Below are 22,158 nucleotides of genomic sequence, written 5' to 3'. Positions count from 1 at the left end.
GGACATCGCGGTGCTCAAGGTGCAGCCGCTCGGCGGGGTCCGGGCGTGCCTGCGGATCGCGGAGGAGATCGGGCTGCCGGTCGTCGTGTCGTCGGCGCTGGAGACCTCGGTCGGGATCGCCGCCGGGATCGCGCTGGCCGCGGCGCTGCCCGACCTGCCGTACGCGTGCGGCCTCGCCACCGTCCAGCTGCTCACCGACGACGTCGCACTCGCACCGCTGCTGCCGGTCGACGGCGTGCTGCCCGTCGGCGCTCCGGTCGTCGACGAGGCGGCCCTCGACCGGCTGGCCGCACCGCCCGACCGGCAGGCGTGGTGGGAGTCCCGGTACCGCGACGTGACCGCCCTACGGCAGGATCGGCGGTCGTGAGCGAGATCAGCGGCGTCGACCTCGGGACGGCGGTGGTCGCACGTCTGGTCGCTGAGGACGTGACCGAGCTGGTGCTGTCCCCCGGCTCCCGCAACGCCCCGCTCGCGTTCGCCGCCCTCGCGGAGGAGCAGGGACGCGGTCGCCTCACGCTGCGCACCCGGATCGACGAGCGGGCTGCCGGGTTCCTCGCCCTGGGCCTGTCCAAGGTCGGTCCGCGGTCGGCCGTCGTCTGCACCTCGGGGACCGCCGTCGCCAACCTGCACCCGGCCGTCCTCGAGGCGGCCCACTCGGGTGTCCGGATGATCGTCGTCTCGGCCGACCGGCCGCGCCGGCTGATGGCCACCGGCGCCAACCAGACCACCGACCAGGTCGGCATCTTCGGCCCCATGGTCCCGACGTACGACGTGGCCACGGTCGCCGATCTCGATGCGGTCCCCTGGGACGCGCAGGGCCCGCTCCACGTGAACGTGCGCCTCGAGGAGCCGCTCGTGCCCTCGGTCCCGCTCCCGGTGGAGGAGCCGCTGGACGACGACGGCCCGGCCGTCCTGGTGGCGGCGTCGAAGCGGGTCGTCGTCACGCCGACCGCCCCCCTCGTGGCCGGACCGCGCACGGTCGTGGTGGCCGGCGACGACGCGGGCCCCCGGGCACGTCTGCTGGCGGAGCGGGCCGGCTGGCCCCTGCTGGCCGAGCCGTCGAGCGGTGCCCGGCGCGGGGCGCACGCCGTCCGGACCTACCGCCTGCTGCTCGGGACCGGGCTCGGCGACCAGGTCGAGCGGGTCGTCGTCTTCGGCCGCCCCACCCTGTCGCGCCCCGTGACCCGGCTGCTGGCGCGCGACGACGTCGAGGTGCTGGTCGTCCCCGGTCGGGGGGCCTGGCCGGTCCGCCCGGCGGGTGCCGTGGTCCTCGACGGCCCGCCTGAGCCGCCCTCCGAGCCGGAGGGGTCTGCCTGGCTCGAGCAGTGGCAGCGAGCGGACGCCGCGCTGAGCGGGCGGATCGATCGCCTGCTGGCCGACGAGCGCCGGCTGACGCCGTACGGAGTCGCGGCCGCGGTCGCGGGAGCGCTGACCGCCGAGAGCCTGTGCGTCATCGGCGCGTCGAGCCCGATCCGCGACCTCGACATCATGGAGCCGCCCGCACCGGTGGGCGAGCGGCGCAAGGTGGTCGCCAACCGGGGTCTCTCCGGGATCGACGGCACCCTCAGCACCGCCATCGGCGCCGCCCTCGGGCGCCCGTCCTCGAGCCGCGCGATCGCGGTGATGGGCGACGTGACCTTCCTCCACGACCAGTCGTCGCTGGTCCTCGGGCCGCTCGAGGAGCGTCCGGACCTCACGATCGTGGTGGTCAACGACAACGGCGGCGCGATCTTCTCGATGCTCGAGCAGGGCGCCCCCGAGCACGCCGACGCCTTCGAGCGCCTCTTCGGCACTCCCCACGGCGTCGACCTCGCCAGCCTGTGTGTGGCCACCCACACGCCGTACCTCAAGGTCCACTCGGTCCTCGAGCTCGAGCACGCGCTCGCCAGCCCCAACGGCGGCATCGAGGTGATCGAGGCGGTCGTCAGCCGCCGCGACCGCCGCGAGCTCGACCTGCGGATCCGCGCCCTCGCGACCGACCAGGGTTGATCGGGGCGGTCCCTCAGCAGACGAGGACCAGGTGGAACGGCACGTCGACGGCCACGCCGTCGAGGTTCGACATCCGCACGGCCACCGCGAAAGCGCTGTCCCCGTCGCCGACGGTCGCGACCGCGGGTGTGACCGGTCCTGCGAGCACGCCCGCCGGGCCGGAGGTCGCCGTCGGGACGCAGCCCGACACCAGTCGGCTGAAGTCGACGGAGTAGTCACCGACGTCGTTGCGGGTCGCGGTGACGTTGGGGTTGCCCCTGGCCAGCCCGCCGTCGGCCTTCACCTCGGCGAACAGGACGCCGATGTCCTCGTTCGTAAGGTCGAAGTCGGCGATCTCCGAGGACGCGACGGACCCGGTCCCTAGGTCGAGCTGCGTGATCGTGCCGTTGGAGATGTCCTCGCTCCGGACGGTGCCGTCGAGGATGTCGGCGGTCCCGACGGTGCCGTCGAGGATGTCCACGGCCTTGATCGAAGCGTTCTTCACGTCGATCCCGTCGACGCTGTTGTCGACGATGTCGGCGCCGGTGATGGTGGCGGCGGCGTAGGCGGTACCGCCGGTCCAGAGCAGGACGACGGCCGTGCCGACGAGGATGTTGCCGAAGGTGAGCTGGGGACGTCGCATGGGCAGGCCGATCTCGGGAGCAGGAACGAATTCCCCGGGAATGGCCCAGCGGTCGGGGCTAGGCCCGTCACCCTACTCGCCCGGCGTCAGATCCGCCCGAGGATCGGCTGGGACTCGATGATGCCTTCCTCGCTCGGCTTGCCGCCCTCGCCGAAGACCTTCTCGTGCTGGCGGGAGCGGAGCGTGAGGTGCGCGTCGCGGGGGCGGTCGTAGCCGTAGCGCTCACGAGCCTCTGCAGGCGTGAGGACCTCCTGACGCTCCGGGGGGACCCGGAGCAGGATCGGCGCGGCCACGGCGACCGTCATCGGAGACAGCAGCCGCAGCAGCTGGACCTGGGCCGGACCGTTGAGGGCCACCACCCAGAACGCGATCCGCAGGACGGGCCGGATCAGCGCGTCCATCAGGCGCGACTGCTGGAGGCCGCTCTCCTCGCGCATCCACTGCGGCAGCGTCGCGATGGTGCCCTTGCGGAGCGCGACGCCGGCCACCCAGCTGCCCGGTGCCAGGAACCACGGCATCTTCGGCAGCATCACCCGAGCGTCGAGCAGCTGGTTCATCGCGTCCTTCGCGATGCCGCTCGCGAGCATCTGCGGGCGCATCCGCTCGTAGTAGGCCCGGACCTCGTCGCGGTTGCGCGGGATCTCGGCCTGGTCGCAGGTCTGGAGCTCGGCGGCGACGGCGCACTCCCTCCAGTACTGCGCCTCCTCCTCGGGGCTCAGCCGGCCCGGGCCGTAACGCTCGTAGGCCAGCAGGATCGACTGCCACGCCGTGATGTGGATCCACAGCTGGCTGTCCGGGTCGTTGGCGTCGTACCGGATCCCGGTCACGGGGCAGGTGCCGATCCCCTTGGAGTGGATCTTGACGAGGATGTCGGCAGCCCGGGAGGTCTCCCGGCTGGAGCCGAACGCGACGAGCGCGAAGTACTTCAGGGTCCGGTCGTAGCGGGTGCGGGGGCGGTCGAAGATCGCATGCGTCTCGGTGACCGACGCGACGAGCGCCGGGTCGAGCTCCTCGACGACGACCGCGCGTTGGAAACCGATCGTCAACGAGGTGGGGTAGGACCACACCTTCCAGGTGATGGAGTCGGGGCCGAAGAAGCCGTAGTCCTCGTGGGGCTGCACGTCCTTTGCCCCCAAAGTCTTGATCGCCATGGCACTATTACTACACATCTGTAGTAATAGGGGAAGGGGTCGGACGATTAAGGTTTCCGCTGTGTCAGACGTCCCGCGCCAGCGCCGCCCGTATGCCGCGCGCGTCCCGATGGACGTCCGGCGCGAGCAGCTGATGGACGCCGCACTCGCGGTGATCGTCCGCGACGGGTACGGCGGGGTGTCGGTCGACGCGGTCGCGAAGGAGGCCGGCGTCACCCGACCGGTCGTCTACGGCGCCTTCGAGGGGCTGGGTGAGCTGCTGACCGCGCTCCTCGACCGGCAGCAGGTCCGGGCGTTCGGGCGGCTGCTCCAGGCCCTCCCTGAGGACGCCGACCCGGCCGACCCGGCTGCGCTGGTCACGATCGGGATCGAGCAGCTGGTCACCATGGTCCGCGAGGACCCCGACACCTGGCGGCCGATCCTCCAGCTCCCCGAGGGCCTGCCCGAGGTGGTGCTCCAGCGGATCGAGGCCGACCGGGAGCGGGTCCGGGCCATCTTCTCCGGCCTGATCAGCAGCGTGAGCGCGAACGAGAAGGGTGCGCCGTTCGACGCCGACCTCTATGCCCACGCAGTACTCGCGATCCTCGAGCACTTCGGTCGGCTGCTCATCGACGATCCGGAGCGTTTCAGCACCGAGCGGATGGTCGACGGGGCGAACCGGATCCTCTCCCTCCTGTGGCGCTGAGGGGCCGACCCGCACCGCTCTGGACACCGGCAGGAGAATGACGCCGTGGAGGTTGCGTTTCTGCTGGTGGCCATCGCCGTCACCGTGCTCACGGTCACGGCGATCGCGGGACGGCTCGGGTTCGCCCCGCCGGTCCCGCTGATCGCCGTCGGGTGGGCGGCGTCGTACCTGCCGGGCGTGCCCACGATCCACCTGGAGCCGGAGGTGGTCCTCCTCGGCCTGCTGCCGCCACTGCTGTACGCCGCCGCGCTCGGCACGTCGCTCGTCGACTTCAACGCCAACCGCCGCCCGATCCTGCTGCTGTCGGTCGGGCTGGTGGTGTTCACCACCTTCGGGGTCGCCGTCGTCGTCCACGCGATCCTGCCGGAGGTCGGCTGGCCGGCGGCGTTCGCCATCGGGGCGGTCGTGGCGCCTCCCGATGCCGTCGCGGCGACCGCGATCGGCCGGCGGATCGGCCTGCCGCGACGGATCGTCACCATCCTCGAGGGCGAGTCGCTGCTCAACGACGCGACCGCGCTCGTCGGCCTGCGCACCGCGATCGCCGCGATCGGCGTCGCGACCACGGCGATGGCGCCGGTGGGGGAGATAGCGATCGACTTCGTGGTCGCCGCCGGCGGAGGCCTGGCGGTCGGCGTCGTCGGGTTCGTCCTCGTCGCCAAGATCCGCAAGCACGTCACCGACCCGGTGCTCGACACCGGCATCTCGTTGGTCGTGCCGTTCGCCACCTACATCGCCGCGGAGGAGATCCACGCCTCCGGCGTCGTCGCGGTGGTCGTTGCGGGACTGCTGCTCGGCCACAAGGCGCCGGTTATCCAGACCGCGCAGTCCCGGATCGCCGAACGGATGAACTGGCGCACCCTCGCCTTCATCCTCGAGAACACGGTCTTCCTCCTCATCGGCCTCCAGGCGCGCTGGCTGCTCGACGACGTGCGGGAGAGCTCCCTGCCCACCGGCACGATCGTCGCCGTCTGCCTGTCCACGCTGGTCGCGGTCGTGGTGCTGCGGCTCGTCTGGGTGTTCCCCGTCCGCTACCTGCTCGTCCGGCCGGGCGCCGACCCGGCGACCGGGCAGCGACCGCCGGCGTCGTACACGTTCCTCATCGGCTGGGCGGGGATGCGCGGCGTGGTCACCCTGGCCGCCGCGTTCGTGATCCCGGAGTCGGTCGAGCACCGCGAGGTGCTGCTGATGATCGCCTTCACCGTCGTGGCCGGGACGCTGCTGCTCCAGGGCATGAGCCTCGGCTGGATCGCTCGCCGGCTCCGGGTGCCCTCGCCGGACCCGATGGACGACGCGCTGGCGCGCGCGACCCTGCTCCAGCAGGCGTCCAAGGCGGGGGAGAAGCGCCTCGCCGAGCTCGCCGACGGCGAGGACCCCTACGGCGTCGTCGACCTGATCCGCCAGCGGATCGAGCAGCGCAACTTCGCCGCCTGGGAGCGCCTCGGCACCACCGAGGGGGAGGAGAGCCCGGCTGCGCTCTACGCGCGGCTGCGCGAGGAGATGATCGGAGCCGAGCGGGCCCGCGTCCTCGAGATCCGCTCGACCGGCTCGGTGCCCTCCGAGGTCGTCAGCGACGTGCTGGCGATGCTCGACATCGAGGAGTCGATGCTGGACGCTGCCGAGCAGGAACGAGCCGACGTGGAGGCCGAACGCGTGAGCAGACCAGCCGGGCAGCAGTGCGAGCACCTCGAGTCGATGCCGCTGGTCGACCCCGACCGTCCGGTCGAGTGCGAGGACTGCGTGCGCATCGGCAGTCGCTGGGTCGCGCTGCGGATGTGCCTCACCTGCGGCGACATCGGCTGCTGCGACAGCTCCCCGAACCGACACGCCACGGCGCACTTCCACGCGACCGCGCACCCCGTGATCCGCTCCGTGGAGCCGGGCGAGGACTGGCGCTGGTGCTACGTGCACCACCTCACCGCCTGACCACCTCACCGCCTGACCACCTCGCCGCCTGGTCGCAGAAGGGGCGGACCAGAAGCTGGCGGGTTTCGCGCAGCTTCGCCACGCGCCGGCCGATAGGAGGAACAGAGTCTTGTTCGTCCGCGGGCGGGAGGGTCGTGCCGTGCTCGATTTCGTGGGCCACGCGGTGCACTACGCCATGGTCATCGCTGGAACGCTTGGCGTGGCGCTGTTGCTGCTGGTGCCGATGCGAGGGCGCGCCACCGCCATGACGGCCGACCACGCGCGTCGCCTGGCGATCCTGCGGGAGCGCGCCGCGTCGGGCTCCCTCGCCGTCCTGGACCCGCTGCCACCGGCCGGCCCTTCGGCCGCCCCGCGCGATCAGCTCCGCAGTGCGGTGGTCCCTGTCGCCGCGGTGGCGAGTGTCGCTGCGGCGGGAGTGCACGCTGCCGTGATCCCGTCACACGCCCGCGAAGGCGCGGTGGTCGGGTTGTTCTTCCTCCTCGTTGCGGTCGCCCAGTGTGCGTGGGGAGCCGCGGCGATCCGGCGCCCGGACCGGGTCCTGTTCACTGCAGGGCTGGTCGGCTCTGCCGTCGTCGTCGCGATCTGGGCCGTCTCGCGGATCGTCGGCCTGCCGTCCATCGCCGGCGGTCGCCCGGAGCCGATCGGCGCGCTCGACGTCGCAGCAACCGGGTGGGAGCTCGTGGTGATCGCCTGCTGCGGCTGGCTCCTCCACCGCCCGCCGTCGTCCTCGCGCGCGTCCACCGAGTGGCCGTTGGTCGCGCGAGGGTGGGCCGTCGCGTCGGTCGCGCTGCTCGGTGTCGTGTCGTTCCTCCCGTACCACTCATGACTCACGGTTAAAGGGGTCTGCCATGCCCTGGCTCATCGGCGCTATCGCCAACACCATCATCGGTGCCGCGTACCTCATGATCTTCGCGACGATCCTGCGCCCGCTGGTGCGTGGCCGCCAGCTGCGGAGCAACCTGCTCGCATCCGCGACCGCCGCGATCTTCCTGACCTGCGCGGTCCATCACGGGAGCCACGTGGTCCACATGGTCCTTCCGTCCTTCGGGATCGCGGACGGCGCCGGGATGGCCATGCGCGAGGCCTGGACCTGGCCGGCTGCAGGGTGGGACATCGTCGGCGCGCTGGTCGCGGTCTACTACTTCAGCCTGCGCCGCGGGTACGGCGCGCTCATCCAGGGCGCCGAGCTCTTCACCGACCTGCAGAAGCGCGAGCAGCAGGCCCTGGAGCTCAACGACAACGTGCTGCAGGGACTGGTGGTCGCGCGGATGTCCCTCGACCTCGATCAGCGTGAGAAGGCCACCGCCGCGCTCGACGCTGCGATCCTCTCGGCGAGCGGGATGATCACCGACCTGATCGGCTCGGAGTACCGGTCGGCCGATGCGGGGCTCCTCCGGACGTCGGCGGCCATCGTCGATCCGACCAGCGGGGACTCAGCGCAGACGCAGGAGACAGGGGCGTGAGCGCTGTCCCGATGACGGACGACCGGGTCCGGGTCCTCATCGTCGACGACACCCCCGACATCCGCCTGCTGCTCAGGATGAGCCTGGAGCGGTATCCCGCGTTCAGGGTCGTCGGCGAGGCCGGCAACGGGCTCGAGGCACACGCCCGAGCGCGGGAGGAGCCCCCCGACGTGGTGCTGCTCGACCTCGCGATGCCGGTGATGGACGGCCTCGCCGCTCTCCCGGGACTGCGCCGGATCGTGCCTCGAGCCACGATCATCGTCCTGTCCGGCTTCGGTGCGGACCGGATGGCCGAGCGCGCGCTGAGCGCCGGCGCGGACGGCTACCTGCAGAAGGGTGCCTCCCCGACCACGATCGTCGAGTACGTGAGCGCGTTGGTGTCCGAGCGCTCGGTCGTCCCCCTGTCCCTGGGGCAGCGCCGCAGGGCGGAGGGGCCGGTCGCCGAGGGTGTCGAGGGCGAGAAGGTCGCCGCGGACGCCTCGGGGGTCCTGGACGCCGCGCTCCGGCTGGCTCCGTACGGGGTGGTCGTGCTGCGCCTCGAGCGGGATCGGACCGTGGTCGTGGACGCCAACCCGGCGGCCGTTCGGATGCTGGGGGCGACCGGCGCCATCGACGACCGGCCGCTGGGGGAGGTCGACGAGTCGTTCGCTTCGCTGGTCGAGCGGCACCGCGCGGCGCTGAGCGCGAACCGAGCGGTCGATGTCGAGCTCACTGCAGGCGCGACGCCGTTGGAGGTCAGGCTCCGAGGGGAGGGAGGCCTGATCGCCTGCTACCTGGACGACCGCCCGGCCGGGCGCGAAGGTGCGCTGCTGCGACAGGCCCTGGCGACCGTCGCCCACGAGATCCGCAACCCGGTGGTCGTGCTCCAGGGGATCGCCGAGACCTTGGGCCTGGACCAGTCGCCGGATCGGCGGGCCCAGCTGACCGGCGCGATCGCGAGGCAGGCCCGGGTGCTGGAGCGGGTGACCGCCGACCTCCTCGGCGCCGCCCAGGCCCGCCACGGCAAGCTCGAGGTGCAGGTCGAACCCGTGCGGCTCGCGGACGTCATCACTCACTCGGTCCAAGGTGTGCCCAACCTCGACGATGTCGACGTCATCGGTGACGCGGCCGTGAGGGTGATGGCGGACCCGCTACGACTTCAGCAGATCCTGGCGAACCTGCTGGTCAACGCGGTCAAGTACGGGGCGCCGCCGATCGCCATCCGCCTCGAACCGCTCGCCGACCAGGTGCGGATCAGCGTCGAGGACCGGGGCCCCGGGGTCCCGGCTGCTTTCCGGCCGCTCCTCTTCACCGAGTTCGCGCGAGCCGCGCAGACGACGAGCCGAGGCACCGGCCTCGGGTTGTACGTCGTACGGTCGCTCGTCGAGGCTCAGGGTGGTCAGGTCGACCACGAGGACCACCCGGAGAACGGCTCCATCTTTCGGGTCACGCTGCCGAGCGCACCGGAGGACGGCCCGCGCGCGTGAGCGTGGGGGCGAGATCGACGGCTTGATGACGGCCGCGCCCGGGGCGACGGACCGTCACCGGGCCGTCGCGAGCGCCTGCTCCAGGGTGCGCGCCGGGCGGCCCCCCACTCGCGCGACGTCGTCGGTGATGGTGGCGACGGAGCCGTCCGCGATCGCGGTGTAGGTGCTGACCCAGGCGTCGAGCTCGAAGTCGGCAGCGTCGGGATAGCCCGCACGACGCGACGCGTAGGCCTCGTCCAGCGTCTCCTCCTCGTAGCGCAGGTCCCTGCCGGTCGCAGCGCCGATCCGGGCCGCGACCTCGTCCATCGAGAGCGCCTCGGGGCCGGTGAGGTGGTAGGTCGCTCCGGCGTGGGCGGCCGGTGCCCGCAGCACGGCGGCCGCGACCTCGGCGACGTCGGCCCTCGCGACGGCCGCCACCCGTCCCTGGCCGGCCGGCCCGCGGATGACGCCCTCCGCGTCCGCGAAGTACGGCAGCACGTCGAGGTAGAAGTTGTCGCGGAGGAAGGTGAAGGTCATCCCCGTCCGCTCCGCCGCCTCGCGGATCGCCTGCTCGGTGTCGCCGTGGTCACGTCCCAGGGTGAAGGTGGCGTCCGCGCCGGCGCCGACGAACGAGGTGTAGACGACGTGCTGCACGCCGGCGCTCGCCGCCGCGTCCACCATGGTCCGGTGCTGCTCGCGTCGGGTGGCCGACTCCGCGGCCGAGACGAGCAGCAGGGTCCTCACCCCGGCGAGCGCGACGTCGGCCGCCGGCCGGTCGTCGTACGACGCCACCCGGACCTCGCCGCCGAGGTCGGGCGCCCGCGACGGGTCGCGGACGACGAGGGTGGGGGTCAGGTCGGCGAGGAGGTGGGCCACCCGGCCGCCGAGTGCTCCCGTAGCTCCGGTGATCGCGATCATGCAATCTTCAACCAACGGCGGGCGCCGCTATTCCGTCACTACGGTGATCGCATGCGTCTCACCAAGCTCGGTCACTCCTGCGTCCGCATCGAGCACGGCGGCGTCGTCGTGGTCATCGACCCGGGCGTCTTCACCGAGCCCGGCGCGGCCGACGGCGCGGACGCGGTGCTGATCACCCACGAGCACCCCGACCACTGGCAGGCCGACCAGCTCCGGGCGACGGATGCGCCGATCTACACGATCGCGGCGGTCGCCACCCAGATCCGCGAGACGGCCCCCGACCTCGCCGACCGGGTGACCGTGGTCGCGCCCGGTCAGCAGCTCAGCCCAGCCGGCGTCGCGGTGGACGTGGTCGGGGAGAAGCACGCAGTCATCCATCCCGAGCTCCCGCACTTCGACAACAGCGGCTACTTGCTGACCCTGGGCGACACGACCGTCTTCCACCCCGGCGACGCGCTGACCGGTCCGGGCCGGCCGGTCGACGTGCTGCTCGCGCCCGTGTGCGCGCCGTGGATGAAGGTGGCGGAGGGCATCGAGTTCGCCCGGTCCGTCGGCGCGGCCCGCAACGTCGCCATCCACGACCGGGTCTACTCCGACGCCGGGCTCGGCATCGCCGACGCGCACTTCGGTCGGTTCCTCGCGGCCGACGGTCTCGACTACGTCCGCCTGCCCGACGGGGCGGACCTGTGAGGGAGTCCGGCCGCTGACCCGGCGCCGAGCCGGGTACCCGGTCCGGGCATGATGGCCCGATGCCTCTGCGTGACACGATCGTCGGCGCCGCCACCGGCGTCACCNGACACGACCGTCGGCGCCGCCACCGGCGTCACCCTCCTGGCCGGGGTCTTCGGCTTCGCCGTCGGCCTCCCCGAGGCGACGGGCGACGAGCCGGCGGCGAGCGAGGAGAAGCCTGCTTCGGTGGGCGATGTCGCGGACCTGCTTCCCGAGACGATCCTCGACGGCGGGCTGGTCACCTTCGAGTCGATCGACCCCGAGTTCTCCGCCGTGACCGACCAGGTCGAGGGCTTCGGCACCGACAAGCTCACCGAGGTGTTCGGCACCGACGTGGCGGTAGGCATCTACACGACGCCGGGCCGTGAGGCCCAGGTCGCCGTGACCATCTACGACGGCGAGTCCGGACTGTTCCTCCAGGACGGCCCGCCCGTGCCGCCGGAGATGACCGCCGGCTCCCAGACCACCACCGACACCGTGCGCCAGGGCGACAGCGTCTGCATCGGTCAGTGGCAGACCGAGGCCCTCACCCAGGGTGCTCCGCCGTTCCAGGTGCAGTGCCAGCGGGTCGTCGGCGGCGTGACCGTCAACGTCTACGCCGTCCCAGGTCTGACCGTCGAGCAGGTCGCCGACATCGTCGACGACGTCGTCGCCCAGGCCGGGCTGGCCTAGCCGTCACCGCTGGAGCGGCGTGACCTCCGCCAACCGCTCCAGCTTCTCCGGGTTGCGCATCGCGTAGATCCGGGTGATCAGCCCGTCCTCGACGACGAAGCTCAGGGCGGTCGTCGACCCGTCGAACGGGATGTCGAGGCGTGCGCCGGGCAGGCCGTTGATGGAGATCGGCACGCTCGTGTACTCCATGTCGAGGCGCTTGGCGGTACCGAGGAACAGGGCGACCTTCCGGGCGCCGAGGATCGGCTTGCGGGCCGCGTTGGCGATGCCACCGCCGTCCGCCACCATCACGACGTCGGGGGCGAGGACGTCGAGCAGGTCCTGCAGCTCCCCGCCGCGGACGGCGGCGAGGAACCGTTCGACCGCAGCCTGCTGCTCGTCGCGCCGGACGTCCATGCGCGGCCGCCGCGCCGCGACGTGCTCCTTGGCGCGGTGCGCGATCTGGCGGACGGCCGCCGGTGACTTGTCGATCGCCGCCGCGATCTCGTCGTACGGCGTGTCGAAGACCTCCCGCAGCACGAACACCGCCCGCTCCGCCGGCCCGAGCGTCTCGAGCACCGTGAGCATCGCGATCGACACACTCTCGGCGAGCTCGACGTCGTCGGCGACGTCGGGGGAGGTGAGCAGCGGCTCCGGCAGCCACTCGCCGACGTAGTCCTCGCGGCGCCGCGACAGCGACCGGAGCCGGTTGAGGGACTGGCGCGTGACGATCCGCACCAGGTAGGCCCGAGGGTCACGCACCTCTGCCTGGTCGCCTGCTCGGTGCGGGCGGCCCACCGCAGCCAGCTCTCCTGCACGACGTCCTCGGCATCGGCCGCGGAGCCGAGCATCTCGTAGGCGACGGTGAAGAGCAGGCTGCGGTGCTCGACGAACGGATCGGCCACGATCATGACCGTACGACGTCCGCGGTTCCCGGCGACGCGGTCCGCTCGGCGAGCGGCTGGAGGCCGCACGCCGCGGCGAAGCCGTCCGACTCGATGCCGAGCGCGACGTTGGGCCGGGTCGTGAGGTTCGCAAAAGCGATGACCGCGGTCAGCTCGATCACGGCCGCGTCGCCGAGCTGGGCACGGAGCCCGGCCACCATCGCGTCGGTGACCGTCACCGGGGTGCTGCTCATCGCCTCGGCGTAGGCCAGGACGTCGCGCTCGAGAGGCGTGAACACGTCCGACTCGCGCCAGCGCGGGACCTCGCGGGCCTTGGCGAGGTCGACGTCCTTGTTGCGGGCCCCGAAGTAGTTGTAGTCCAGGCACCAGGTGCAGCCGATGTACGACGCCACCGCCATGTGGGCGTACGTCTTGAGGTCCTCCCCGCAGGCGCCCCACTTCTGCACCTTCTGGCCGAAGCCTGCCATGGCCATCAGCACGGGCTGGTGGTGCCAGTACACGCCGACCGACGTCGGCACCTGGCCGAGGGTCTTCTTGATGAAGCGCTTGAGCAGCGCGCCCTTGAAGCCGGTGATCTCGGCGGCGGGGATCCGGGTGTCGTTCATGTCGTCCTCCTGGGTCGGGGCCGGATGGGGTTGCCATCAAGACACCGCGACCCAGGAGGTTGTGACACGTCGGCGCGATCAGCTCCAGTAGACGATCACCGTGTCGCCGACCTGGACCTGGTCGAACAGCGCAGCGATGGCGTCGTAGTCGCGGATGTTGACGCAGCCGTGGGACGCGCCGTTGTAGCCGACCGCCGCGAAGTCCGAGGAGTAGTGGACGGCCTGTCCCTCGGAGAAGAACATCGCGAACGGCATTGCGGAGCCGTAGAGGCTGGACACGTGGTCGCGGCTCTTGGAGTCGACCGAGAACTCGCCCTCACGGGTCGGCGTCGCCGAGCCGCCGAAGCGGGCGTCGAGGAGCTCGCGGACCTCGCCGTCGACGACCCAGCGCAGGGTGCTGCTCGTCTTGTCGATGCACAGGACGCGGCCCTCGAGGCAGCGCGGGTCGAGCGCGCCGGGGACGTTGCCGCCCGCGGTGCCGGTGAGCTCGGCCTGGGTCGGCTCGGTGGTCATCGCGTGCAGGAGGTCGAGCGTGCGCTGGTCGACCGCGCCGGTCACGGGGATCTCCCGCTTGGCCTGGAAGCCGCGTACCGCCTCGGTCGTGACGTCGCCGTAGAACCCGGTGACGCCGGCGTCGAACCAGTCGATCTGGGCCAGCCGCGCCTGGAGGTCGCGGACGTCGTCACCCTCGTCGCCGGGGCCGAGCAGGGTCGGACCGGGCACCAGGGCGGGCTCGTCCGGCTCGACCGGCTCCGGCGCCGGCTCGTGGGTCGGGTCGACGTCGGGCTGACCGGGGCGGCCGACCGGCTGGTCGGGCGCGGGCGGCTCGGGCTGGTCGTGCTGGTCGGGAGCCGGGCGGGCGTCGGAACGCTGCCACGGGAGGTCGCCGGTCTGGCTGGCGTGGCCGACGCCGAAGGCGAGCCCGCACAGGGCGGCCGCGATGACGGCGACGAAGGTGAGGCGACGGAGGACGGACATGGCAGGGGGATCCTTGTGAGGTCGTGGTGCTGCGTGGGTTCGGTGACAAGGAGACGCAGCAGCCGCCCGTTTGGTTGCGACGGATCGCGACGGCCTACGCTTCAGGCGTGGCCCGTGCAGCGCTCGACAAGCAGCCCGCCGACGTCCGTCGCATGTTCGACGCCGTGGCGAAGCGATACGACATCACCAACGACGTGCTGTCGTTCGGGCAGGACCGTCGCTGGCGGCGGGAGGTCCTGGCGGCCGTCGACCCGTCGTACGGCGACAAGGTCCTCGACCTCGCGGCCGGCACGGGCACGTCGAGCCAGCCCTTCGCGGACGCCGGCGCCACCGTCGTTCCCTGTGACTTCTCGATCGGGATGCTCCAGGTCGGGAAGAAGCAGTTCCCGCACCTGCCGTTCACCGCCGGGGACGGGACGAAGCTCCCGTTCGCCGACAACACCTTCGACGCGGTGACCATCTCCTTCGGCCTGCGCAACATCGTCGACCCGGTCGCCGGCCTCGCCGAGATGCGACGGGTGACCCGCCCCGGCGGCCGGCTCGTGGTGTGCGAGTTCAGCCACCCGACCTGGGGCCCGTGGCGCACGGTCTACCTCGAGTACCTGATGAAGACCCTCCCGGCCGTCGCCCGGACGGTCTCCTCGTCCCCGGACGCCTACGTCTACCTCGCCGAGTCGATCCGCGCCTGGCCGGACCAGGCGGGCCTGGCCCTCATGATCGGCGAGGCCGGCTGGACGAAGCGCGCGTGGCGCAACCTCTCGGGCGGCATCGTCGCCCTGCACCGCGCCACCGCCTGATCCTCCCTGCGGCGGATTTCCGGCCCGATCAGTCGGCGGAGCGCGGGTCAGGTCCCTAGCCTCGGGCCATGGAGTGGTTGCTGGTCGCAGGAGTGGCGATGGTCGTGGTCTGCGTGCTGGTGGGCAAACGGCGCCACCGACGGTTCCTGGCGAGGGCGCACTCCGCGGTCGCCAAGGTGGTCCACAGCTGGAGCGAGGAGTACACGACCGACAGCCGTACGTTCGGCGACCAGACCCGCACGAGCTACCACGTGTCGGTCGAGTACCCGACCGAGGACGGCCGGCTCTTCAGCGCGAACCTGCTGGTCGGCGAGCTGATGGAGCCGGGCACGGAGATCCCGGTGATCTACGACCCGGACGACCCGAACGACGTCCGGGCGGTCCGCCCGCGCCTGACCGACCTGATTTAGGTCAGTCCCGCGTGCGTTAAATCTGCAGGTCAACGGCCTGATCCGGCGACCCCGACCCCCATGTGCGAGCCGCGTCACCTGGTGGCAGTATGTGTCCCGCGCCACTCGTGATTCTGTTCACAATCTCACGAATGGTGGTGTGAGAAGCAGGGCCCGCAGCACGGTTAGGGGAGGCAGTTGGAGCTCTACACACCGGTACTCGTCCTCGCGGCCCTCGCCGCGCTCTTCGCGGTCGGGTCGGTCGCGATGAGTGCGTTCGTCGGTCCGGCGCGCTACAACCGCGCCAAGCTGGACTCCTACGAGTGCGGGATCGAGCCGACGCCGCAGGCGATCGGCGGCCGCTTCCCGGTGAAGTACTACATCACCGCGATGCTCTTCATCGTCTTCGACATCGAGATCATCTTCCTCTACCCCTGGGCGGTCCACTTCGACGCCATGGGCTGGTTCGGACTGATCGAGATGGTCGTCTTCATCGCCACCGTCTTCGTCGCCTACGCCTACGTATGGCGTAGGGGCGGCCTGGACTGGGACTGAGAGCCGCGATGTACGCACTCCGCCGGCGTTGTCGTCGCTCGACGACCGCTTCGCCCTACAGGTCGCCTTCGCTCCTCCGCCTGGGCGGAGCACGCACCTCGCGACTCTCAACAGGAGGTAAGGACTGATGGGTCTCGAAGAAAAGCTGCCCAGCGGCGTCCTGCTGACCACGGTCGAGGGCGTCGCCGGCTACTTCCGCAAGGCCAGCTTCTGGCCAGCGACGTTCGGCCTCGCCTGCTGCGCGATCGAGATGATGACGAGCGGCGGCCCGAAGTACGACCTCGCCCGCTTCGGCATGGAGGTCTTCCGGGCCAGCCCGCGCCAGGCCGACCTGATGATCGTCGCCGGCCGGGTCAGCCAGAAGATGGCTCCGGTCCTCCGCCAGATCTACGACCAGATGGCCGAGCCCAAGTGGGTCCTCGCCATGGGCGTCTGCGCGAGCAGCGGCGGCATGTTCAACAACTACGCCGTCGTCCAGGGCGTCGACCACGTCGTGCCCGTCGACATGTACCTCCCGGGCTGCCCGCCGCGCCCGGAGATGCTCATCGACGCGATCCTCAAGCTCCACGACAAGGTGCAGAACACCCCGCTGGGCGCCAACCGCCTCGCACAGATCCGTGAGCTCGAGGCCGAGGGCCTGGTCGCGCTCCCGACCGGTGACATGAAGGGCATGCTGCGGTGACCGACGAGAAGAAGGTCGGCCCGGCCGAGGCCGTCGAGCAGCCCGCCGTCGAGCAGTCGCCCGAGAACGTCCCGGCCCCGACCAACGAGGTGCGCACGATCGGGGAGCGCCAGGGCATGTTCGGCGTCTCCGGCACCGGCGACACCAGCGGCTACGGCGGCCTGGTCGCCCCGGTCGTCTACCCCGCGGCCGCGGAGCGTCCGTACGGCGGCTGGTTCGACGCCGTCGCCGACGGCCTCGACCCGCTCATCGACGCGGTCGTCCTCCACCGCGGTGAGATCACCTTCCACATCTCGGCGGGCAACCTGCTCGCCGCCGTCAAGCTCCTCCGTGACGACCCGAAGCTCCGCTTCGAGCTCTGTGCCGGTGTGAGCGGGGTGCACTACCCGGCCGACACCGGTCGTGAGATGCACGCGGTCTACAGCTTCTTGTCGATGACCTTCAACCGCCGGATCCGGGTGGAGGTGAGCGTCCCTGACGCCGCCCCGACCCTGCCGTCGATCTGCAGCGTCTACCCCGCCGCCGACTGGCACGAGCGCGAGGCGTTCGACATGTTCGGTCTGGTATTCGAGGGCCACCCGGCGCTCACCAGGATCCTCATGCCGGACGACTGGCCCGGCCACCCGCAGCGCAAGGACTACCCGCTCGGCGGCATCCCGGTCGAGTACAAGGGCGGCACCATCCCACCCCCGGACCAGCGGAGGAGCTACTCATGAGCACCACCGAAGACTTCTACGCCGGCTCGTCGGAGACCTCCGACGGCAAGGTGTTCACCGTCTCGGGCCAGGACTGGGACGAGATCGCGGCCGGGCTCGGCGAGGACGGCGGCGACGCGCAGGAGCGGGTCGTCGTCAACATGGGCCCGCAGCACCCGTCGACCCACGGCGTGCTCCGGCTGATCCTCGAGCTCGAGGGCGAGACGGTGACCGAGGCCCGCTGCGGCATCGGCTACCTCCACACCGGCATCGAGAAGAACATGGAGTACCGCTCCTGGGTGCAGGGCACGACCTTCTGCACCCGGATGGACTACCTGAGCCCGTTCTTCAACGAGATGACCTACGTGCTGGGCGTCGAGCGGCTGCTCGACATCGAGGACGACATCCCCGAGAAGGCAACCGTGATGCGGGTGCTCCTGATGGAGCTCAACCGGATCTCCTCCCACCTGGTCTGCATCGCGACCGGCGGCATGGAGATCGGCGCCCTCACCGTGATGACGATCGGCTTCCGCGAGCGTGAGCTGGTCCTCGACCTGTTCGAGCTGATCACCGGCCTGCGCATGAACCACGCGTTCATCCGCCCGGGCGGCGTCGCCCAGGACCTGCCGCCGGGCGCGCTCGACGAGATCCGCAGCTTCATCGCGCTGATGAAGAAGCGGCTGCCCGAGTACGCCGCGCTCTGCAACGCCAACCCGATCTTCAAGGCCCGCCTGGTCGACGTCGGCCACCTCGACCTCGAGGGCTGCCTGGCGCTCGGCCTCACCGGCCCGGTCCTGCGCAGCACCGGCTACCCGTGGGACCTGCGCAAGACCGACCCGTACTGCGGCTACGAGACCTACGACTTCGACGTGCAGACGTGGGACACCGCCGACTCCTACGGCCGGTTCCGCGTCCGTCTCAACGAGATGTGGGAGTCCCTCAAGATCATCGAGCAGGCGGCCGACCGCCTCGCCAAGATGGAGGGCGAGCCGGTCATGGTCGCCGACAAGAAGATCGCCTGGCCCAGCCAGCTCGCGATCGGCAGCGACGGCATGGGCAACAGCCTCGACCACATCCGCCACATCATGGGCGAGTCGATGGAGGCGCTGATCCACCACTTCAAGCTGGTGACCGAGGGTTTCCGGGTCCCGGCCGGTCAGGCCTACGTGCCGATCGAGTCCCCGCGCGGCGAGCTCGGTGCCCACGTCGTCTCCGACGGCGGCACCCGCCCGTTCCGCGCCCACTTCCGCGACCCGTCGTTCAACAACCTGCAGGCCATGGGCGTGATGAGCGAAGGCAGCATGATCGCCGACGTGATCGTCGCGATCGCCAGCATCGACCCGGTGATGGGAGGCGTGGACCGATGAACACCCCACGCGATTCTTCGCTCCCCCGCTTCGCTCCTCCGCGAACATTCGCGCGGGGACCCCGTTCGCTGTGGTTGCGGCCGCAGGGAGGTAATAGGCTGTGAGTGCGCTCGACGACAAGACCATGGGCGAGCTCCGCGAGATCGCGGGCCGCTATCCCGAGAAGCGCTCGGGGCTGCTGCCGATGCTGCACCTGGTGCAGTCGGCGCAGGGCAAGGTGACACCCGAGGCGATCGAGGCGTGCGCGGAGATCCTGGAGATCTCGGCCGCCGAGGTCAGCGGGGTCGCGACGTTCTACACGATGTACAAGCGGCACGGCGTCGGCGACTTCCACGTCGGCGTGTGCACCAACACCCTCTGCGCGGTCATGGGCGGCGACCAGATCTTCGAGCGGCTCAAGCAGCACCTCGAGATCGGGAACGACGAGGTCGCCGACAAGCGCCAGGGCGACCAGTACTCCGTCAGCCTCGAGCACGTCGAGTGCAACGCGGCGTGCGACTACGCGCCCGTCGTGATGGTCAACTGGGAGTTCATGGACAACCAGACGCCCGAGGGCGCGGTCCAGATGGTCGAGTCGCTGCGCGCCGGCCACGACGTCCGCTCCACCCGCGGACCGAAGCTCTGCACGTGGCGGGAGGCCGAGCGGGTGCTTGCCGGCTTCCCCGACGGCCGGGTCGACGAGGGCCCGTCGGCTGGGCCCGCGAGCCTGGCCGGCCTCGAGATCGCGCGCGAGCGCGGCTGGACGGCGCCGCACGTCCCGGCGCCCGGCGCCATCGCGCCGACGCCCTCCAAGGAGAGTGCGGTGGCCGAGGCCGACACCTCGCGCGCCGAGTCCGAGACGATCGACGAGTCCAGCTCGGCCGACGAGTCGGCTGCGGAGAAGAGGGAGGCCCAGTGACCGACACGCTGACCCCGGTCCTCACCGACATGTGGGACGTCGAGCGCTCGTGGACGCTGGCGGCCTACGAGTCCAAGGGTGGCTACCAGGCGCTGGACAAGGCGTTCGGCATGAGCCAGGACGACGTGATCGCCGCGGTCAAGGACTCCGGCCTCCGCGGTCGTGGCGGCGCGGGCTTCCCGACCGGCATGAAGTGGTCCTTCATCCCCCAGGACAACCCGAAGCCCAAGTACCTCGTCGTCAACGCCGACGAGTCCGAGCCGGGCACCTGCAAGGACATCCCGCTGATGATGGGCAACCCCCACGTGCTCGTCGAGGGCGTCATCATCAGCTCCTACGCGATCCGCGCCAACAAGGCGTTCATCTACATCCGCGGCGAGGTCCTCCACGTGATCCGCCGGGTGCAGGCCGCCGTCGCGGAGGCGTACGCCGCCGGCCACCTCGGCAAGGACATCCACGGGTCCGGCTACGACCTCGACGTCGTGGTCCACGCGGGCGCCGGCGCCTACATCTGTGGCGAGGAGACCGCCCTGCTCGAGGGTCTCGAGGGCCGGCGCGGCCAACCGCGGCTCCGCCCGCCGTTCCCCGCGGTCGCCGGCCTCTACGCGAGCCCGACCGTCATCAACAACGTCGAGTCCATCGCCTCGGTGCCGAGCATCGTCGCCAACGGCGCCCAGTGGTTCGCGTCGATGGGCACCGAGAAGTCCAAGGGCTACGGCATCTTCTCGCTGTCGGGCCACGTCACGAAGCCCGGACAGTACGAGGCGCCGCTCGGCATCACGCTGCGCGAGCTGCTCGACCTGGCCGGCGGGATCCGCGGGGGCCGCGAGCTGAAGTTCTGGACGCCCGGAGGCTCCAGCACCCCGCTCCTCACCGCCGACCACCTCGACATCCCCCTGGACTTCGAGGGCGTCGGTGCGGCCGGCTCGATGCTCGGTACCCGCGCGCTGCAGATCTTCGACGACACCGTGTGCGTCGTCCGTGCCGTGCTCCGCTGGACCGAGTTCTACAAGCACGAGTCGTGCGGCAAGTGCACGCCGTGCCGCGAGGGCACGTGGTGGCTGGTGCAGACGCTCGCGCGCCTGGAGAAGGGGCAGGGGACCGAGGCCGACCTCGACACCCTGCTGGACCAGTGCGACAACATCCTCGGCCGCTCGTTCTGCGCGCTCGGTGACGGTGCGACGAGCCCGATCTCGAGCTCGATCCAGTACTTCCGCGACGAGTACCTCGCGCACCTGACGCACGGCGGCTGCCCCTTCGACGCGGCGCGATCGACCGCCTGGGCCGGACAGGAGGTGACGGCATGACCGCGACCCCCGACACCACGACGGACCTCGTCAACGTCACGATCGACGGCATCCAGGTCGCCGTCCCCAAGGACACGTTGGTGATCCGCGCGGCCGAGCAGGTCGGTGTGCAGGTCCCGCGGTTCTGCGACCACCCGCTGCTCGCGCCGGTGGGTGCGTGCCGTCAGTGCCTGGTCGACGTCCCCGACGCCGGCAACGGACGCGGCTTCCCCAAGCCGCAGGCGTCGTGCACGCTGCCCGTCGCCGAGGGCATGGTCGTCAACACCCAGGTGACCAGCCCGGTCGCCGACAAGGCGCAGCAGGGCGTCATGGAGTTCCTGCTTGTCAACCACCCGCTCGACTGCCCCGTCTGCGACAAGGGCGGCGAGTGCCCCCTGCAGAACCAGGCGATGTCCAACGGGCGCGGGGAGTCCCGCTTCTCCGGAGGTGCCCACGAGGGCGCCAAGCGGACCTTCCCGAAGCCGATCAACCTCTCGCCCATCGTGCTGCTCGACCGCGAGCGCTGCATCGTGTGCCAGCGCTGCACCCGGTTCGCCGAGGAGATCGCGGGTGACCCGTTCATCGCGCTCGTCGAGCGTGGCGCGCAGCAGCAGATCGGCATCGCCGAGGACGCCCCCTTCCTGTCCTACTTCTCCGGCAACGTCATCCAGATCTGCCCGGTCGGTGCGCTGACCTCCGAGGCCTACCGCTTCCGGTCCCGGCCGTTCGACCTGGTGTCGAGCCCGGGTGTCGCCGAGCACGACGCGTGCGGCTCGGCCATCCGCGTCGACCACCGGCGCGGCAAGGTGATGCGCCGGATGGCCGGTGACGACCCGGCGGTCAACGAGGAGTGGATCACTGACAAGGACCGGTTCGCCTTCGCCTACGCCCAGGGCGAGGACCGGATCACCTACCCGCAGGTCCGCGGCGACGACGGTGCGCTGCGCCCGGCCTCGTGGCCGGAGGCGTTCGCCGTCGCGGCGCGCGGCCTGGCCAAGGCCTCCGCAGCGAGCGGTGTCGGCGTGCTCACCGGCGGTCGCCTGACGGTCGAGGACGCCTACGCCTACAGCAAGTTCGCCCGGGTGGCGCTCGGCACCAACGACGTCGACTTCCGGGCCCGGCCGCTCTCGGCCGAGGAGACTGCGTTCCTGGCTGCTCACGTCGCCCTGACCGGCCCCACCAGCGGCGGCGTCACCTACGGCGACCTCGAGACGGCAGCCAAGGTGGTGCTCGTCGGCCTCGAGCCCGAGGACGAGGCCGGCGCCATTTGGCTGCGCCTCCGCAAGAGCGTCCTGGCCGGCGGCACCGAGGTGGTGGCGGTCGCGCCGTCGACCACGCGCGGTCTTGCCAAGCTCTCCGGTCGCCTGGTGCCGACGGCTCCTGGCGACGAGGCGGCCGCGCTGGCCGGTCTCGCCGGCGAGCTCG

23 protein-coding genes are annotated in these 22,158 nt (G+C 71.2%); 17 read left to right on the top strand and 6 right to left on the bottom strand.

The window, feature by feature from the left end; translation table 11 throughout:
* Both H0487_RS15135 and menD read left to right on the top strand, forming a co-directional pair.
* Window positions 1–367 (top strand): enolase C-terminal domain-like protein (locus H0487_RS15135; RefSeq protein ID WP_512698507.1); only part of this gene is annotated, 367 nt, incomplete at its 5' end.
* Complete coding sequence (gene menD, locus H0487_RS15130; protein WP_183095063.1) at window positions 364–1,989, top strand: 2-succinyl-5-enolpyruvyl-6-hydroxy-3-cyclohexene-1-carboxylic-acid synthase; 1,626 nt, start codon at window positions 364–366, stop codon at window positions 1,987–1,989. The genes H0487_RS15135 and menD, both read left to right, overlap by 4 nt.
* 13 nt (window positions 1,990–2,002) lie before the next feature.
* Here the strand turns inward: menD and H0487_RS15125 are convergent, their stop codons facing one another.
* A complete protein-coding gene (locus H0487_RS15125) occupies window positions 2,003–2,611 on the bottom strand; it encodes a hypothetical protein (RefSeq protein ID WP_183095062.1) in 609 nt (202 codons plus the stop codon).
* Between the two features lie 86 nt (window positions 2,612–2,697).
* A complete protein-coding gene (locus H0487_RS15120; RefSeq protein ID WP_183095061.1) occupies window positions 2,698–3,762 on the bottom strand; it encodes an oxygenase MpaB family protein in 1,065 nt (354 codons plus the stop codon).
* 61 nt (window positions 3,763–3,823) lie between these two features.
* On the opposite strand from H0487_RS15120, the gene H0487_RS15115 reads away from it, so the two are divergent.
* The 5 genes from H0487_RS15115 (at window position 3,824) to H0487_RS15095 (ending at window position 9,299) form a co-directional block, all read left to right on the top strand.
* Complete coding sequence (locus H0487_RS15115; RefSeq protein ID WP_183095060.1) at window positions 3,824–4,447, top strand: TetR/AcrR family transcriptional regulator; 624 nt, start codon at window positions 3,824–3,826, stop codon at window positions 4,445–4,447.
* A gap of 45 nt (window positions 4,448–4,492) precedes the next feature.
* Window positions 4,493–6,370, top strand: coding sequence for a cation:proton antiporter domain-containing protein (locus tag H0487_RS15110; RefSeq protein WP_183095059.1), 1,878 nt, complete (start codon window positions 4,493–4,495; stop codon window positions 6,368–6,370).
* A 139-nt stretch (window positions 6,371–6,509) separates the two neighbouring features.
* A complete protein-coding gene (locus tag H0487_RS15105) occupies window positions 6,510–7,196 on the top strand; it encodes a hypothetical protein (protein ID WP_183095058.1) in 687 nt (228 codons plus the stop codon).
* Window positions 7,197–7,218: 22 nt separating this feature from the next.
* Entirely contained in the window at window positions 7,219–7,833 is a 615-nt protein-coding gene (locus H0487_RS15100) for a hypothetical protein (protein WP_183095057.1), read from the top strand.
* Window positions 7,830–9,299, top strand: coding sequence for an ATP-binding protein (locus tag H0487_RS15095; protein WP_183095056.1), 1,470 nt, complete (start codon window positions 7,830–7,832; stop codon window positions 9,297–9,299). Before H0487_RS15100 ends, H0487_RS15095 begins: the two co-directional genes overlap by 4 nt.
* 54 nt (window positions 9,300–9,353) lie before the next feature.
* On the opposite strand, the gene H0487_RS15090 is transcribed toward H0487_RS15095, so the two are convergent.
* Window positions 9,354–10,196: an NmrA family NAD(P)-binding protein gene (locus H0487_RS15090; RefSeq protein ID WP_183095055.1), complete on the bottom strand. Its 843-nt coding sequence runs from the start codon at window positions 10,194–10,196 to the stop codon at window positions 9,354–9,356.
* Window positions 10,197–10,247: 51 nt separating this feature from the next.
* Between H0487_RS15090 and H0487_RS15085 the strand changes: the two genes are divergently transcribed.
* Window positions 10,248–10,886, top strand: a complete 639-nt coding sequence (locus tag H0487_RS15085) for an MBL fold metallo-hydrolase (RefSeq protein WP_183095054.1) — start codon at window positions 10,248–10,250, stop codon at window positions 10,884–10,886.
* Between the two features lie 714 nt (window positions 10,887–11,600).
* On the opposite strand, the gene H0487_RS15075 is transcribed toward H0487_RS15085, so the two are convergent.
* The 3 genes from H0487_RS15075 to H0487_RS15065 all read right to left on the bottom strand — a co-directional run bounded on the left by H0487_RS15075 (window position 11,601) and on the right by H0487_RS15065 (window position 14,064).
* The gene (locus H0487_RS15075) at window positions 11,601–12,338 is read right to left on the bottom strand and encodes a sigma-70 family RNA polymerase sigma factor (protein ID WP_312855960.1); all 738 of its coding nucleotides are present in this window, start codon (window positions 12,336–12,338) and stop codon (window positions 11,601–11,603) included.
* 145 nt (window positions 12,339–12,483) lie between these two features.
* Window positions 12,484–13,086, bottom strand: coding sequence for a carboxymuconolactone decarboxylase family protein (locus tag H0487_RS15070; RefSeq protein WP_183095052.1), 603 nt, complete (start codon window positions 13,084–13,086; stop codon window positions 12,484–12,486).
* 78 nt (window positions 13,087–13,164) lie between these two features.
* Window positions 13,165–14,064: a peptidoglycan-binding protein gene (locus H0487_RS15065; protein ID WP_183095051.1), complete on the bottom strand. Its 900-nt coding sequence runs from the start codon at window positions 14,062–14,064 to the stop codon at window positions 13,165–13,167.
* Window positions 14,065–14,171: 107 nt separating this feature from the next.
* Here H0487_RS15065 and H0487_RS15060 point away from each other — a divergent pair, with 107 nt between their 5' ends.
* From H0487_RS15060 to H0487_RS15020, 9 genes are all read left to right on the top strand, one after another.
* Window positions 14,172–14,861, top strand: coding sequence for a demethylmenaquinone methyltransferase (locus H0487_RS15060; RefSeq protein WP_183095050.1), 690 nt, complete (start codon window positions 14,172–14,174; stop codon window positions 14,859–14,861).
* Between the two features lie 68 nt (window positions 14,862–14,929).
* On the top strand, window positions 14,930–15,271 hold the full coding sequence (locus H0487_RS15055) for a DUF3592 domain-containing protein (RefSeq protein WP_183095049.1): 342 nt from the start codon (window positions 14,930–14,932) through the stop codon (window positions 15,269–15,271).
* Between the two features lie 177 nt (window positions 15,272–15,448).
* On the top strand, window positions 15,449–15,805 hold the full coding sequence (locus H0487_RS15050) for an NADH-quinone oxidoreductase subunit A (protein WP_183095048.1): 357 nt from the start codon (window positions 15,449–15,451) through the stop codon (window positions 15,803–15,805).
* A gap of 127 nt (window positions 15,806–15,932) precedes the next feature.
* Window positions 15,933–16,487: a NuoB/complex I 20 kDa subunit family protein gene (locus H0487_RS15045; RefSeq protein ID WP_183095047.1), complete on the top strand. Its 555-nt coding sequence runs from the start codon at window positions 15,933–15,935 to the stop codon at window positions 16,485–16,487.
* Complete coding sequence (locus tag H0487_RS15040; RefSeq protein WP_183095046.1) at window positions 16,484–17,203, top strand: NADH-quinone oxidoreductase subunit C; 720 nt, start codon at window positions 16,484–16,486, stop codon at window positions 17,201–17,203. The genes H0487_RS15045 and H0487_RS15040 overlap by 4 nt, the downstream gene beginning before the upstream one ends.
* Complete coding sequence (locus H0487_RS15035; protein ID WP_183095045.1) at window positions 17,200–18,549, top strand: NADH-quinone oxidoreductase subunit D; 1,350 nt, start codon at window positions 17,200–17,202, stop codon at window positions 18,547–18,549. Before H0487_RS15040 ends, H0487_RS15035 begins: the two co-directional genes overlap by 4 nt.
* Window positions 18,550–18,673: 124 nt before the next feature.
* A complete protein-coding gene (nuoE, locus tag H0487_RS15030) occupies window positions 18,674–19,447 on the top strand; it encodes an NADH-quinone oxidoreductase subunit NuoE (RefSeq protein WP_183095065.1) in 774 nt (257 codons plus the stop codon).
* A complete protein-coding gene (gene nuoF / locus H0487_RS15025) occupies window positions 19,444–20,754 on the top strand; it encodes an NADH-quinone oxidoreductase subunit NuoF (protein ID WP_312855959.1) in 1,311 nt (436 codons plus the stop codon). The genes nuoE and nuoF overlap by 4 nt, the downstream gene beginning before the upstream one ends.
* On the top strand, window positions 20,751–22,158 hold a 1,408-nt coding region (locus H0487_RS15020; RefSeq protein ID WP_183095044.1), incomplete at its 3' end, for an NADH-quinone oxidoreductase subunit G. The genes nuoF and H0487_RS15020, both read left to right, overlap by 4 nt.

The organism is Nocardioides stalactiti (assembly GCF_014180715.1).
Lineage (GTDB): Bacteria > Actinomycetota > Actinomycetes > Propionibacteriales > Nocardioidaceae > Nocardioides > Nocardioides stalactiti.
This window is presented reverse-complemented; position numbering and strand designations above follow the sequence as displayed.

Excerpts from the sequence above, each read along its gene's own strand:
- H0487_RS15125 (WP_183095062.1), bottom strand. The coding sequence starts at position 2,611 with ATGCGACGTCCCCAGCTCACCTTCGGCAACATCCTCGTCGGCACGGCC.
- H0487_RS15120 (WP_183095061.1), bottom strand. The coding sequence starts at position 3,762 with ATGGCGATCAAGACTTTGGGGGCAAAGGACGTGCAGCCCCACGAGGAC.
- H0487_RS15100 (WP_183095057.1), top strand. The coding sequence starts at position 7,219 with ATGCCCTGGCTCATCGGCGCTATCGCCAACACCATCATCGGTGCCGCG.
- H0487_RS15090 (WP_183095055.1), bottom strand. The coding sequence starts at position 10,196 with ATGATCGCGATCACCGGAGCTACGGGAGCACTCGGCGGCCGGGTGGCC.
- H0487_RS15085 (WP_183095054.1), top strand. The coding sequence starts at position 10,248 with ATGCGTCTCACCAAGCTCGGTCACTCCTGCGTCCGCATCGAGCACGGC.
- H0487_RS15070 (WP_183095052.1), bottom strand. The coding sequence starts at position 13,086 with ATGAACGACACCCGGATCCCCGCCGCCGAGATCACCGGCTTCAAGGGC.
- H0487_RS15065 (WP_183095051.1), bottom strand. The coding sequence starts at position 14,064 with ATGTCCGTCCTCCGTCGCCTCACCTTCGTCGCCGTCATCGCGGCCGCC.
- H0487_RS15055 (WP_183095049.1), top strand. The coding sequence starts at position 14,930 with ATGGAGTGGTTGCTGGTCGCAGGAGTGGCGATGGTCGTGGTCTGCGTG.
- H0487_RS15045 (WP_183095047.1), top strand. The coding sequence starts at position 15,933 with ATGGGTCTCGAAGAAAAGCTGCCCAGCGGCGTCCTGCTGACCACGGTC.
- H0487_RS15035 (WP_183095045.1), top strand. The coding sequence starts at position 17,200 with ATGAGCACCACCGAAGACTTCTACGCCGGCTCGTCGGAGACCTCCGAC.
- nuoE (WP_183095065.1), top strand. The coding sequence starts at position 18,674 with ATGGGCGAGCTCCGCGAGATCGCGGGCCGCTATCCCGAGAAGCGCTCG.